The following is a 13,148-nucleotide window of genomic DNA, read 5'->3' on the forward strand; positions in this document are numbered from 1 at the left end:
AAAACGTATAATTACCCGGCGGTAGTCACCGGTACCCGCCGTGCCAGTGCCGTCAGCAGCTCGTAGCCGATAGTCCCGGCATATTGCGCGACATCATCCACCGGAAGATTCGCACCCCACAATTCAACCGGTGTACCGATATCCGCCTGCGGACAGCGGGTGATATCAACTGTCAGCATATCCATGGAGATCCGTCCCGCCAGCGGACAGCGCTGACCGGCAATCCAGACCGGTGTGCCGTCCGGTGCATGGCGCGGGTAACCATCGGCATAACCACAGGCAATGGTGGCAATCCGCATTGGTTCCGCAGCGGTAAAACGGCTGCCGTAACCCACGGTTTCACCGGCGTCAATATCATGAACAGCAATAATTTCACTGCGCAGTGTCATCGCCGGTTTCAGGCCGAATTCTGCAATATCCGCACTGTTACCGCTCGGTGATACACCATAAAGGATGATACCGCAGCGCACTTCATCCGCACGGGTGTCCGGCTCCCACATGGCTGCGGCAGAATTCGCCAGACATTGCGGTAAGTTCAGAGAGCTGAACAGGGCAATACGGGACATCTGTTTATGAATACCGGCGGTTAAATCCGCATCCGCAAAATGGCTCATCAGTGTGATAGTGCCGACCTGCGGTAATACTGTCAGGCGCTGGAGTGCATTCAGGTACGCCGCCGGTGAAAAACCCAATCGGTTCATGCCGCTGTTCAGTTTCAGATACACATTCAGCGGATGAATCAATGATGCTTCCTCTATCGCTTTAAGCTGCCACTCGCTGTGTACGGATGTTGATAATTGTAAGTGGTCAATCAGAGACAGATCCTGCGGCTGAAAAAATCCCTCCAGTAACAGAAGCGGTTTCTGCCAGCCCAGTTCGCGGACTTTCGCCGCCTCACTGAAATCCAGCAGTGCAATGCCCTCTGCCTGCGCCAGTGCCGGAAAAATCCGCTCAATGCCATGTCCGTATGCATCCGCTTTTACCACTGCCCATACCCGGGACGGGCTGACATGCTCTTTTACCCGGGCCAGGTTATAGCGGACCGCTTCACTGTCAATCACTGCCTGTATCGGACGAGGCATACCATCACCATTCCTTATTGTTTTATTCAGGCCGTATGTAATTGCTGCGGGATCACCAGCCGGGTTTTAAACCCGTTCAGATAACGTGAAACCGCGAGATCATCTGCACGGATAGCCGGTTTGTCACCAGACATAATATCGGCAAGCAGCTGCCCGCTGCCGCAGGCCATTGTCCAGCCGAGCGTACCGTGACCGGTATTGAGGAAAAGATTACTGTATTCCGTCGGCCCGACTATCGGGGTGCCGTCCGGTGTCATCGGGCGCAGACCGGTCCAGAACGTGGCTTTGCTGATATCCCCGCCGCCGCCGTAAAGATCCTGCACCACCATTTTCAGTGTTTCGCAGCGCCGTCTGACAATATCCAGATTAAAACCGACAACTTCCGCCATACCGCCGACACGAATGCGCTGGTCAAAACGGGTCACCGCAATTTTATACGTTTCATCCAGAACGGTGGATGCAGGAGCGCGGCTTTCGTCAATAATCGGCATGGTCAAAGAATAACCTTTCAGCGGATACACCGGGATGGCGACATGACCGTGCAGTAATTTCGTGGAGTATGAACCCAGCGCCACCACATACTGATCACCGGTGATCACTTCCTCATCACAAATCACCCCGCTGACGCGATCATCGCTGAATTGCAGACGGTGAATATTGACACCGAAACGGAATTTCACGCCGGCCTGCTGTGCCATTGCCGCCAGCCGTTTGGTAAAGAGATTACAATCCCCGGTTTCATCATTCGGCAGTTGCAATCCGCCCGCCAGCTTATGTTCCGCATGGGCCAGCGCCGGTTCTGCCTCGTGCAGTTCACGGGCACTCAGCAGGCGGTACGCCACGCCTTCCTGCTTCAGAACCGCAATGTCATTGGCGGCGTTATCCAGCTGTTTTTGTGTACGGAACAGTTGCAGTGTACCGCCCTGACGCCCCTCATACTGTATTCCGGTTTCGGCGCGTAATGCTTTCATGCAGTCACGGCTGTATTCCGCAATCCGCACCATGCGGCTTTTATTCATAACATAATAATCAGCACCGCAATTACGCAGCATCTGCCACATCCAGCGCAGCTGGAACAGTGAACCGTCCGGCCTGATAGCCAGCGGTGCATGTTTTTCAAACATCCATTTCACCGCTTTCAGCGGAATACCCGGTGCGCCCCACGGCGTGGCATAACCGGGAGAGATTTGCCCGGCATTACCGAAGCTGGTTTCTTCCGCCGCCGCAGGCTGCCTGTCGATAACCGTCACATTGTGCCCTTTCTGCGCGAGATACCAGGCTGTTGTGACACCGATAACACCACTTCCCAGGATGACAATGTTCATGTTGCCGCCTTGTTATTTATTTCACATTATCATCAGCATAATATTTCGGAAACATTTTGCCAACATAGCGGAATCCCCTCACCGTATATTAAGTCTGATTCTTTGGAGCCGGTCACAAAACCGTATTTTTTTTAATCACTGATATCATTAATTAAATTATCCTTTTATCCGAAAATTATTTTATTATCTTGTAATATAAGCATTTGTTAAATAGTATGCAGCCTATCTGTCGCAGGCACCGCTGCGAACTCATCGTGAAACGCAACCGGACTCTCGTCTCTGTTGCCGATGACACCAGACTGAATAAATAATCCGTGTATTTACGTTATGTCGGTTAATTATCAGAAAACGCCCTCTTCTTTATTATGCCTTCCGGCATATTTTCCGGTAATCACCATGAATATTAAAAACCAACACAAAAACATCACTACCTTACCCGATGGCCGCCACTTCAGCTGGTATGATGCCGGGCCGGAAACCGGTATTCCGGTTGTATTCTGTACCGGTGCAGGTATGAGCGGCTCTGCCGGATTCGGCATTTCGTATCTGGCAGACCATAATATCCGGCTGATCACCCCGGATCGCCCCGGGCTTGGAGATTCTTCTCCCGATGCCGGAAAATCCCTGAAATCCTTTGCCGCAGATGTCACTTTTCTGATGCAGTCACTGGGTTACGCACAGTTCCGGGTGGCGGGATTCTCTCAGGGCGCGGTTTATGCCATGGCGCTGGCGTATTATGCGGACGTTTCCGCTCTGGCACTGATTTCGGGACAGGATCAGTTCGATTACCCGCCTACGCGGGCGCTGTTATCTGCGGATGTCATTGATATGCAAAATAATGCCCGGAGTCAGCCTGACGGATTTAGTGCATGAGTGCGGGAAAATATCACTGCAGAGTGGCTGATGAATTTCATTCTGAATTACAGCGGGGAACCAGACCTGGCGGTTTATCAGGCAGCAGATTTTTTACCGGTTTACCGGCAGTGTATGGCAGAGGCATTTTCTCAGGGAAATGAAGGCTATACACAGGATCTGCTGATTGCCATGCAAGAATGGGGGTTTACACCAGAGCAAATCACCTGTCCGGTGTCACTGTGGTACGGGGAGAAGGACACCAGTACGGTGCATTCCCCGGATGGCGGCAAACTCCTGGCCGGACGCTTTCCCCGCGCGGAACGTCATCTGTTTGCGGAAGAAGGCGGCTCCCTGCTCTGGACACAGTCACCCGCAATATTGCAGGCACTGGCCCGCACATAACAAAAAACAGGCTCTGAGCCGGTTTTTCATCCTGTCCGCCTGTATTACTGCGGATTCAAATCCTGTGCAATACCACTCTGCATGGTCTGCCAGATAGTACCGCTCTCTTTGCCGTAGCTGCGGACACAATCCAGCACTTTATCATAGGCTTTTTCACGGCACAGGCCGGTCAGTTGCTGATAAAAATTCCGCGCCAGTTTACGGGCTTCCGGGCTTGCGAAATAGAAGCGGCCGACACGGGTGTACAACCCTTTCAGCCCGTTGAGGATCAGGCCGTAAATCGGGTTACCGGACGCAAATGCCAGACCACGGAATACATCATAATCATACTGGCTGAACGCATCGGAATTATCATCCGGCTCATTTTCCTGACTGAGAATTTCCAGTGACTTTTCCGGGTTATTACGAAACGCAGTACGGATAAAAATGGATGCAATATTGGTCCGGGCCGCCAGCAGGTTCTCAATCAGTTTCGGCGCGCTTTCGTGATCGAGACGGGCAATGGTTTCCAGGATGTTCAGTCCGGATGTTTCCCAGAAATTATTAATTTTTGTCGGTTTACCGTGCTGAATGGTCAGCCAGCCATCTCTGGCAAGGCGCTGTAAGACTTCACGCAGCGTTGTCCGGGTCACACCAATCAGTTCAGATAACTCACGCTCTGCGGGTAAAATGGATCCCGGCGGAAAACGGTTATTCCAGATACTTTCAATAATATACTCTTCTGCAAACCCCGCAGGGCTCTGCGCCTTGATGACCATAGATGACTTCGTCCAAAACAATTAACCTTCCAATTATCCGGATGATAACAGAATGTGATGCCGCGATATAGCAATCAGCTTGTGAAAGAGTGAGTCCGGTCATAAATCATGATAGTGCGGACGGTGACCATCAGTTGATTTAAATTCTTAATAAATTCAGAATACCGGCGTAGTATAAAGCACTGTAGTTATACGCGGATTATCTTTTCACCCCCTGCGGAGGACACACAGCAATAATGGAAATATCAATGCGGCAGGCCTTCCTGAAGAACTTCATGGGTCACTCCCCTGACTGGTACAAGCTTGCTATTATTCTTTTTTTAATTATAAATCCGGTTGTTTACTTCTTTATTGACCCTTTTACCGCCGGCTGGCTGCTGGTTATTGAGTTTATTTTCACTCTTGCGATGGCACTGAAATGCTATCCGCTGCAACCCGGCGGCCTGCTGGCGATTGAGGCGGTACTGATCGGCATGACCTCTCCGGCACAAATCAGTCATGAGATTATGAATAACCTGGAGGTTATCCTGCTGCTGATCTTTATGGTTGCCGGTATTTACTTTATGAAGCAGCTGCTGTTATTTCTGTTCACCAAACTGCTTCTGTCTATCCGCTCCAAACGCGCGCTTTCACTTGCGTTCTGTCTGGCAAGTGCATTTTTATCCGCATTTCTGGATGCACTGACGGTGATCGCCGTGGTAATCAGTGTATCTGTCGGGTTTTATGCGATTTATCATCAGTATGCTTCTTCCGGAAAAGAAACGGTGACGCTCAGTGATGATGAATTTATCGACAGCAGCGAAATGCGCCAGACACTGGATCAGTTCCGTGCCTTTCTGCGCAGCCTGATGATGCATGCCGGTATCGGTACCGCTCTCGGCGGCGTGATGACGATGGTAGGTGAGCCGCAGAACCTGATTATTGCCAAACATGCCGGATGGGATTTCGTGAATTTCTTCCTGCGTATGGCACCGGTGACGATTCCGGTGTTTGTCTGTGGTCTGCTGGTCTGTTACCTGGTGGAACGGTTTAAGCTGTTCGGTTACGGTGCGGAACTGCCGGAACGAGTCAGAGCCGTACTCGAGGATAATGCACAAAAATCCGCAGCACGCCGGACCAAACAGGAAAAAATGCAGCTGATTGTTCAGGGCCTTATCGGTATCTGGCTGATCACTGCTCTGGCCCTGCATCTCGCCGAAGTCGGGCTGATCGGTTTATCGGTGATTATCCTGGCAACGGCATTCTGCGGGATCACCGAGGAGCATGCGCTGGGAGAGGCTTTCGAGGAAGCACTGCCGTTTACCGCCCTGCTGACCGTGTTCTTCTCTGTTGTCGCGGTAATTGTTGACCAGAAATTATTCACACCGTTTATTCAGTTTGTCCTCAGTTCCGATCCTTCGTCGCAGTTGTCGCTGTTCTATCTGTTCAACGGCCTGCTCTCGGCGGTCTCCGATAACGTCTTTGTCGGCACGGTGTATATCAATGAGGCAATGACGGCAATGAAAGCCGGACTGGTATCCTATACCCAGTATGAATATCTGGCTGTTGCTATCAATACCGGGACAAACCTGCCTTCAGTGGCGACACCAAACGGTCAGGCGGCATTCCTGTTCCTGCTGACGTCCGCACTGGCACCGCTGATCCGGCTTTCCTACGGAAAAATGGTGATCATGGCGCTGCCTTACACCATTGTGATGACACTGGTCGGTTTCTTCGGTGTTGAGTTGTGGCTGGTACCGGTTTCAGAATGGATGGCGGCAAATGGTATGATCACACTGCCGTAACTACCTTTTTACACTGCACTAACCGGAATAACCGTGTTATTCCGGTTTTTTTGTTTCTGCCCGCCGTAAATGCGGAAAAGGGGTGCGCTGCTGTATTTTTTATCGTACAGTCGCTGCGTTAGTTAATCTGTTTCTTATTAATCGGATAACCCGGATACAATTATGCTGACTTATCTTTATGCCTGTTCGCGGGGCCGCAGTGCATGGTTTTTACTGATGATCTCCGCACTGGCACTCGACGGTATCGCCCTGTTCTTTCAGCACGGAATGGGATTACAGCCGTGTGTGATGTGTATTTATGAACGTATTGCTGTTCTGGGCATTGCGTTTGCCGGATTCCTCGGCTGGATAGCACCGCGCAGCGTTATCATCCGCTGGCTGGCTATTGCCCTGTGGATTTACAGCGGGATTGCCGGATTACAGCTGTCATGGGAACACACCATGATCCAGCTCTACCCGTCTCCGTTCAATACCTGTGATTTCTTTGTGAATTTCCCGGAATGGCTGCCGCTCAATACCTGGCTGCCGTCAGTGTTTGAGGCGTCCGGTGACTGTGCCGTTCAGCAGTGGGTATTCCTGAAACTGGATATGCCGCAGTGGCTTATCGGGATCTTTGCTGTGTATCTGCTTGTCAGTGCGCTGGTATTATTATCCCAGTTCATTCACCGCAAACAGCCGCGACGTCTGTTCTGATCTGACTCAGTCAATAACAGCTGCGTCATCATAACGCAGCTGTTCAAAACGCATTTATAATACCGACCCGCAACTTCCGGCAAGCAGTGACTGCTGGCTGCAGCGTTTGCCGTTGGCAAACTGACAGCCCGGAGTCTGTGCGCCGTTCAATTCGCGGATAAGTGACGGCGTTCCGCCCGCATAGCTGCAACTGGCCCGGGCATCTTCGGTTAAATCAATTAACGGCTGCTGGTAGCGCGGGATCTGCTTTTGCTGCACCGTGTCCGGTGAACTGCTGCAACCGGCGGCAAACGCTGCCGCCGCAACAATAACACTGCACAATACCCGCCCCGGGCGGCGGAAAAAGGGAACTGATATCATGATTATGGCCTCATAGCTGCGGACGCAGCTCAGTGAACACTGCTTTTCGAGAATAAATTTATCACTAATACACCCGCAATAATGAGAGCCATCCCGATAACTGCGGGTAAATCCAGTTTCTGGTGATAGATAAAATAAGCGGCGGCAGAGACAATCACAATACCCAACCCGGACCAGATAGCATACGCAATCCCCAGCGGCATCATCCGCACCACCTGAGACAGCGCCCAGAACGACACACAATAGCCGATCACCACCACGACCGACGGTATCAGCCGGGTAAAACCGTCCGCCGCCCGTAACATTGAGGTCGCCACCACTTCCGCGCCCACGGCCAGCGTCAGCCACAATAAACCATTCATAAATCACCCGTTCATATCGTTATCAGCCAGTAAGGCGGATATTATAAAGAAATCAGAAAAAAAATCCCGCAGCGAAACGGTGCGGGATATGATTAATTTATGACGGATTATGCGAGGTAATACGGCTCTCCGCTTTCGGCCTTTGTATAAACAACGTCCGGTAACGGCTGAAAACAAACAGTGAGATAATCACACCCGCCACCGCAAATACCGCCCCGGCATAGCCTATCTGTTCCATTCCCATATGAATAATCACCTGATTACCGAGCAGCGCCCCACCACCGATACCGATATTAAAAATGCCGGAATAAACAGACATCGCCAGATCGGTGGCATCCGGTGATAAATCAATCACTTTGACCTGTAACCCCAGCGCAGTACACATCATACCGATCCCCCAGACAACCCCGAGGATAATCAGTGCGGTATCGGTCACGCGGCTGGTCAGCAGCAGCATCAGGCACACTGTCAGTAATGTTATCGCCGCAGGCAGAAACAGCAGCGGCAGCCGGGTGTTGTAACGGCTGAAAATCACACTGCCGATGATCCCCGCAGCACCGAAAATCAGCAGAAACAGCGTGGCGAAATCCTGTGATTTCCCGGCAACGGTCTGCACAAACGGCTCAATATAGTTATAAGCCGTGAAATGCCCGGTGACCACAATCGCGGTCAGCACAAAAATCCCCACTAACGCAGGCCGTCTGAACAGAACCGGAATACTTTTCAGGGAGCCGGAATGCTCACTCGGCAGCAGCGGAAGAAAACGCGCCATTGCCGCCATGGTGATCAGCGCCAGGCCACCGATACAGAAGAACGTCATCCGCCAGCCGACCCACTGCCCGATAACACGGCCTATCGGCAGCCCCAGCACGGTTGCCAGCGCTGTCCCGGTCGCCAGCAGTCCCAGTGCCTGGGATTTTTTACCGGGCGGTGCCACTCTGACAGCCAGAGACGCCGTGATCGACCAGAATACCGCATGCGCCAGCGCCACACCGATCCGGCTGATCACCAGCACATCAAAACGTTGTGCCAACCCGGACACGATGTGACTAACCACAAACACAGTAAACAGCCAGAGCAGCAATTTGCGCCGCTCAATACGCGCCGTCAGCAGCATCAGCGGCAGCGACGTCAATGCCACCACCCAGGCATAAATGGTGATTATCAGTCCGGTCTCGGCGGGCTGCATTGCAAAGCCCGCCGAGATATCACTCAGCAGCGCAACCGGAATAAACTCAGTGGTATTAAATACAAATGCCGCCACCGCAAGTACCATCACCCGCAACCAGGCTTGATTTCGTGACAGGGCTTCAGTCATTATGGTCCCCCGTAAAGAAAAGCTGTATCGATACAGCTTTTGAGCAGAAAAGTGTGACCATGGTAACACATGGGATTATCACGGGAAGTACGGGAACCGGATTACCGCATTATAATGCACGTTTTGACTGTGCCGGAATGGCGTCAAAAATCGCTTTCAACTGTTCTTTTTTCAGTGTTGGCCCGACAATACGGACACGGCGGCTGTTTGCCGGATGATAGCTCAGGATATAAGAATCCGCGGAGAAAGAGACCATTAACGCTTTCAGCCCCTTCACTTCCTGCAGGGAAAAATGACCGCCGTCAAACGGCATAGAGACCACTTTACCGACCGCAATTTTGGACGTCAGTTTATCACCGTACACTTTAATTACCGGGAACTGCGCGATATAGACATACACCGTCAGGCCCAGCGCGGCAGCCACGCCCGGCATCCGTGTCTGGAATAAGTACGCCAGTGCGATATAAAGCACAATAACCACAAAGAATGTAATGATACAGGTGATAATTCTGCGTTTCTGATCAACCTGATATACCGTTTCTGCTGAACTCATAACCCATCCTGTTGCTGAATTTCCGCTGCCGGAAAATAAAAAATATCAAGGCCGGACAGAATAACGAAAATACCGGCGATTGACAGTAACATTCCGTGAAAAAATCATTCCTGCGTACTCTGCGGAAATCCCGGAAACCGGGGGTTTACAACTCTGCTTTTATTTGACACCATTGCCGCAGTTCATTTCCCCTGAGGATGTCTGCCGACATGATTTAATTGCCTGAATCCCATTGCTGTATCATCCGCATTTTTACGAATGCGCTGTTTTGATATCGGGCAGGCAGCTATCCTCATCATCGTTTTCTTTTTTATCCGGCATATCCGCCTGCCCCTGTTTATTCAGGAGCTTTTGTATGTCCGTACAATGCCATTTTTCTCACTTATCAGTGACATTTAACGATATTCCGCTGTTTGACAACATCAGCGGCACATTAACCCGTCAGGTTCAGGGGCTGACCGGTCATAACGGGCGCGGCAAATCCGTACTGATGTCGCTGCTCGCGCAGCAACGGCACCCGGCAACCGGCACGGTCAGCTGGCAGGTACCGTTTTATTACGTACCGCAGCTGACCCGCCTTTCCGGCATCACACTGGCAGATGCGCTCGGAACCGCAGAAATTCAGGCTGCACTGCGCCGCACAGAGGACGGCACTGCCACCGCAGAGGATTATGATTTTCTGGCGGACAAATGGGATATGCCGCGACAGCAGCAATCCCTGCTGGAAAGCGCACAACTGGCACATCTCCCGGCGGAGACCCTCTGCACAAACCTGAGCGGCGGTGAGCAAACCCGGCTGGCACTCTGCCGCGCCTTTTTGCAGCCGCACGCCTTCCTGTTACTCGATGAACCCGGAAACCATCTGGATGCCGCCGGACGCGGCTGGCTGAGTGAGCAACTGCGGAATCACCCGGCCGGCGCACTGGTGATCAGCCACGATCGCCGTTTGCTCGACACCATGCAGCGGATTTTTGAACTCACGCCGTCCGCACTGGACGAGTACGGCGGCAATTACACCCATTATGCGGAGCAGAAAGCCTTTCAGCTCAGCGCATTACAGAGTGAGGAGAAGCAGTTACAATCGCAGCTGAACAGAGAAAAAACGGCGTTGCAGCGCGCACTGGAAAAGAAAGCACAGCGCCGCCGTCAGGGTGAGAAAGTCCGTTCATCCGGCTCTTCCTCTGCCCTGCTGCTGGATATGAAAAAGAATAAAGCGGAGAAACAGCAATCAAAAATAACCGGCCGTCATGAGCGTGTTATGACTCAGCTGGACAGTCAGCGCCGGGAAGTGAATGAGAAAATACAGCATATCACCCCGCAAATGCTGGCTTTTAATTATACCGGTGAGCAAAAACGGGTGCGGATTAACGCCCGTGATCTGCTTTTGCCGTTTGGTACGCAAGAGCCGCTGTCACTGACCATTTCCGGTGGTGAGCACTGGCATATTGCCGGGCGCAACGGCTGCGGAAAATCCACATTACTGAAAGTGCTGGCAGGTTTGCTTACCGCAAAATCCGGGGATTACTCCCTGCACGGCCGTTTACGCTATCTGGATCAACACCTGGCGCTGCTGAATAAAGCCCTGCCGGTCACAGAAGCACTGTGTGAATTTGACCCGGCCATTCCGGCACAAACCTGGCGCACCCATCTTGGTGCATTACGGATCCGGGGGGATAAGGGGTTAATTCCGCTGTCACAATTAAGCGGCGGTGAGCAGTTGAAAGTCACGCTGCTGGCATTAACATTATCCGAACCTCTGCCGGATATTTTATTGCTGGATGAACCGGATAACCATCTGGATCTCGATTCCCGGCGATTACTGGAAAATGTGCTGCGCAGTTATAAAGGGGCATTATTACTGGTCAGCCATGATGAGGCATTTACTGAACATTGTGCCATGACCTATATACTGACCTTAGCCTGAAATAAAAATACGGCGGTCATCCCGCCGTATTTTTATTGTTATAATTTGCAGATATTCACGATGACATAACGTGCCGCATTAATATTATGCTTTGCCGCATCTGACGCAGCCGCATTATTGAACAGTGCGATAAAACGCTCCGCCTCCGTTCTGCTGATATCGGTATTAATCGCCACCTGGCTGCGGAATAATACCGAGCCGGTTAACCCCAAACCTTCATAACACACAATATATTTATCCATATCCTTCTGAATTCCCTGCAATGATAACTGTTTAGTATCATAGTGTGTATTACCGGCCGGGGTTATCAGTATTTCCTTAAACTGACAGCCGGTGTTGTTATTTTAATGCCCGCCCTTCTTTTGCCCCCAACGGGGTATGAAGCTGTGACGGCACAAATACACCGGTGCTGTCATTACGTCCCTGCAATAATACGTTGGCGTCCTTTTGACCGTGTTCCTTAACCGCCTGTTTTGATAACTGCCCGATAAGGGTATCCGGCGAACGCAAGCGGTTAATAATCAGCACCACCTCCGTATCCGGGAAGTCGGACATCATATTCTGGTCGCCTTCACTGTCACCCGCGACTAATAACGGCCCTTTACCGGCATATTTATCCTGAATAAACTTGCGGATAGTCTCTGTTTTCCCTTTACCCTGCGTCTGCGGATAAACCGGATCCAGATCGGATGTCAGCTTATTATCTTTGGTGCGCAGTAAATGCATGGCAAACACCTGAGATTCCGGTACGGAATACGGCGGTTGTGTGACAATCGATTTAATCACTTCCAGGTTCGATGCGGAAATCACATAGACATCAATACCCGATTTTTGCAGCACCTGATACAGATCCTGCATTTCCGGTACCAGACGGAAGCCATTGTGCCAGTCAATTTCAACAATACCCGCCTGTCCCGGTAACGATTCAGGGCTTTCCCATACCACCTCCTCAACCGGCTCTGATTTCTGCCATTCAATCGTTTTCGCGGTAATATCCGCAACCTGCTCCGGTGTCATATTCATAAATAAATAGGTCACCCACGGATAGGAAACGGCATGGTCAAAAGTGCCGCCGATTGCCGCATATAAATAGCGCATTTTGGTGATGAAATTCTGATAGTGCGGTGATTTTTTGATTTGGGACAGCGGCTTATCACCCTTCAGGCCATCATAATTGTTATACAGCCATTGGTAGCTTTCCAGAATATCGGCACCGACCTTTTCAATATTGACCGGTTTACCGTCTTTATTGTTGAACTCAGCAGAAAAATTTCCGGCCGGAATATCTTTGAAAATAACGGATTTCAGTTCCTGCGGTGTCATGGCAAATAACAGGTGCTCAAGCTGATAAATCATCACCGCTTCTTCAATATCCAGAAATGCCGTGGTGTTATCAAAATCAAACACCGCATAATAGGTATGTGCCGGTGACTGTTTTGCTTTGGCGATCATGGTATCCAGGCGCTGTTTATTAAAACTGTCCCACTGACCCTGCTGTAACACCGCTATTTCTGTCACGGCCTGCGGTGCTGCGGCGGCATTCAGGGAAACAGTCTCAGCCTGAGCAGGCATATTCAGTGACAACATACCCACAGCCAGTGCAATAGCACTGTAACGATTAATAAATTTCATTGATAATCCCCTTTGAAATAAAAAAACTGATAAAAGGGATACCACAGGCTATTTTTTTGCTGTATCAAAAATCAGCAACGGATGGCATTAAGCGAAACTG

General features: G+C 51.0%; 12 protein-coding genes and 1 pseudogene. 4 read left to right on the top strand and 9 right to left on the bottom strand.

What is annotated here, in order from left to right:
- Positions 1 to 11: 11 nt before the first annotated feature.
- Entirely contained in the window at positions 12 to 1,082 is a 1,071-nt protein-coding gene (gene alr, locus ACF8OF_RS14695; RefSeq protein WP_279798042.1) for an alanine racemase, read from the bottom strand.
- Between the two features lie 26 nt (positions 1,083 to 1,108).
- Positions 1,109 to 2,407, bottom strand: coding sequence for a D-amino acid dehydrogenase (locus ACF8OF_RS14700; RefSeq protein ID WP_279798041.1), 1,299 nt, complete (start codon positions 2,405 to 2,407; stop codon positions 1,109 to 1,111).
- A gap of 396 nt (positions 2,408 to 2,803) precedes the next feature.
- On the opposite strand from ACF8OF_RS14700, the pseudogene ACF8OF_RS14705 reads away from it, so the two are divergent.
- A pseudogene (locus ACF8OF_RS14705) lies at positions 2,804 to 3,664 on the top strand (alpha/beta fold hydrolase).
- Positions 3,665 to 3,708: 44 nt separating this feature from the next.
- Here the strand turns inward: ACF8OF_RS14705 and fadR are convergent.
- On the bottom strand, positions 3,709 to 4,422 hold the full coding sequence (gene fadR / locus ACF8OF_RS14710; protein ID WP_004235531.1) for a fatty acid metabolism transcriptional regulator FadR: 714 nt from the start codon (positions 4,420 to 4,422) through the stop codon (positions 3,709 to 3,711).
- A gap of 236 nt (positions 4,423 to 4,658) precedes the next feature.
- Here fadR and nhaB point away from each other — a divergent pair, with 236 nt between their 5' ends.
- Together nhaB and dsbB are read left to right on the top strand one after the other, a co-directional pair.
- Positions 4,659 to 6,206 carry a sodium/proton antiporter NhaB gene (nhaB, locus tag ACF8OF_RS14715; protein WP_262861986.1) on the top strand — a complete coding sequence of 516 codons (1,548 nt, stop codon included), beginning with the start codon at positions 4,659 to 4,661 and terminating at the stop codon, positions 6,204 to 6,206.
- A gap of 162 nt (positions 6,207 to 6,368) precedes the next feature.
- The gene (gene dsbB / locus ACF8OF_RS14720) at positions 6,369 to 6,899 is read left to right on the top strand and encodes a disulfide bond formation protein DsbB (protein ID WP_045137678.1); all 531 of its coding nucleotides are present in this window, start codon (positions 6,369 to 6,371) and stop codon (positions 6,897 to 6,899) included.
- A gap of 54 nt (positions 6,900 to 6,953) precedes the next feature.
- On the opposite strand, the gene ACF8OF_RS14725 is transcribed toward dsbB, so the two are convergent.
- From ACF8OF_RS14725 to ACF8OF_RS14740, 4 genes are all read right to left on the bottom strand, one after another.
- A complete protein-coding gene (locus ACF8OF_RS14725) occupies positions 6,954 to 7,259 on the bottom strand; it encodes a DUF333 domain-containing protein (protein ID WP_262859448.1) in 306 nt (101 codons plus the stop codon).
- A 29-nt stretch (positions 7,260 to 7,288) separates the two neighbouring features.
- Positions 7,289 to 7,621, bottom strand: coding sequence for an SMR family transporter (locus tag ACF8OF_RS14730; RefSeq protein WP_025153055.1), 333 nt, complete (start codon positions 7,619 to 7,621; stop codon positions 7,289 to 7,291).
- A 97-nt stretch (positions 7,622 to 7,718) separates the two neighbouring features.
- Positions 7,719 to 8,939: a sugar transporter gene (locus tag ACF8OF_RS14735; RefSeq protein WP_279798036.1), complete on the bottom strand. Its 1,221-nt coding sequence runs from the start codon at positions 8,937 to 8,939 to the stop codon at positions 7,719 to 7,721.
- Positions 8,940 to 9,048: 109 nt separating this feature from the next.
- On the bottom strand, positions 9,049 to 9,492 hold the full coding sequence (locus tag ACF8OF_RS14740) for a hypothetical protein (protein ID WP_279798035.1): 444 nt from the start codon (positions 9,490 to 9,492) through the stop codon (positions 9,049 to 9,051).
- Between the two features lie 355 nt (positions 9,493 to 9,847).
- Between ACF8OF_RS14740 and ACF8OF_RS14745 the strand changes: the two genes are divergently transcribed.
- Positions 9,848 to 11,416 (top strand): ATP-binding cassette domain-containing protein, encoded by a 1,569-nt coding sequence (locus ACF8OF_RS14745; RefSeq protein ID WP_392497044.1) that lies wholly within the window; start codon positions 9,848 to 9,850, stop codon positions 11,414 to 11,416.
- Between the two features lie 38 nt (positions 11,417 to 11,454).
- Here the strand turns inward: ACF8OF_RS14745 and ACF8OF_RS14750 are convergent, their stop codons facing one another.
- Both ACF8OF_RS14750 and ACF8OF_RS14755 read right to left on the bottom strand, forming a co-directional pair.
- The gene (locus ACF8OF_RS14750; protein WP_025152953.1) at positions 11,455 to 11,658 is read right to left on the bottom strand and encodes a hypothetical protein; all 204 of its coding nucleotides are present in this window, start codon (positions 11,656 to 11,658) and stop codon (positions 11,455 to 11,457) included.
- Positions 11,659 to 11,755: 97 nt separating this feature from the next.
- Positions 11,756 to 13,048 (bottom strand): haloacid dehalogenase-like hydrolase, encoded by a 1,293-nt coding sequence (locus tag ACF8OF_RS14755; RefSeq protein ID WP_392497045.1) that lies wholly within the window; start codon positions 13,046 to 13,048, stop codon positions 11,756 to 11,758.
- Positions 13,049 to 13,148 lie beyond the last annotated feature (100 nt).

Origin of the sequence: Morganella sp. TYF_1 (genome assembly GCF_043105645.1) — a bacterium.
GTDB lineage: Bacteria > Pseudomonadota > Gammaproteobacteria > Enterobacterales > Enterobacteriaceae > Morganella > Morganella morganii_B.

Coding starts and splice junctions, on each gene's coding strand:
- alr (WP_279798042.1), bottom strand. CDS start 1,082: ATGCCTCGTCCGATACAGGCAGTGATTGACAGTGAAGCGGTCCGCTAT.
- ACF8OF_RS14700 (WP_279798041.1), bottom strand. CDS start 2,407: ATGAACATTGTCATCCTGGGAAGTGGTGTTATCGGTGTCACAACAGCC.
- fadR (WP_004235531.1), bottom strand. CDS start 4,422: ATGGTCATCAAGGCGCAGAGCCCTGCGGGGTTTGCAGAAGAGTATATT.
- nhaB (WP_262861986.1), top strand. CDS start 4,659: ATGGAAATATCAATGCGGCAGGCCTTCCTGAAGAACTTCATGGGTCAC.
- dsbB (WP_045137678.1), top strand. CDS start 6,369: ATGCTGACTTATCTTTATGCCTGTTCGCGGGGCCGCAGTGCATGGTTT.
- ACF8OF_RS14725 (WP_262859448.1), bottom strand. CDS start 7,259: ATGATATCAGTTCCCTTTTTCCGCCGCCCGGGGCGGGTATTGTGCAGT.
- ACF8OF_RS14730 (WP_025153055.1), bottom strand. CDS start 7,621: ATGAATGGTTTATTGTGGCTGACGCTGGCCGTGGGCGCGGAAGTGGTG.
- ACF8OF_RS14735 (WP_279798036.1), bottom strand. CDS start 8,939: ATGACTGAAGCCCTGTCACGAAATCAAGCCTGGTTGCGGGTGATGGTA.
- ACF8OF_RS14740 (WP_279798035.1), bottom strand. CDS start 9,492: ATGAGTTCAGCAGAAACGGTATATCAGGTTGATCAGAAACGCAGAATT.
- ACF8OF_RS14745 (WP_392497044.1), top strand. CDS start 9,848: ATGTCCGTACAATGCCATTTTTCTCACTTATCAGTGACATTTAACGAT.
- ACF8OF_RS14750 (WP_025152953.1), bottom strand. CDS start 11,658: ATGGATAAATATATTGTGTGTTATGAAGGTTTGGGGTTAACCGGCTCG.
- ACF8OF_RS14755 (WP_392497045.1), bottom strand. CDS start 13,048: ATGAAATTTATTAATCGTTACAGTGCTATTGCACTGGCTGTGGGTATG.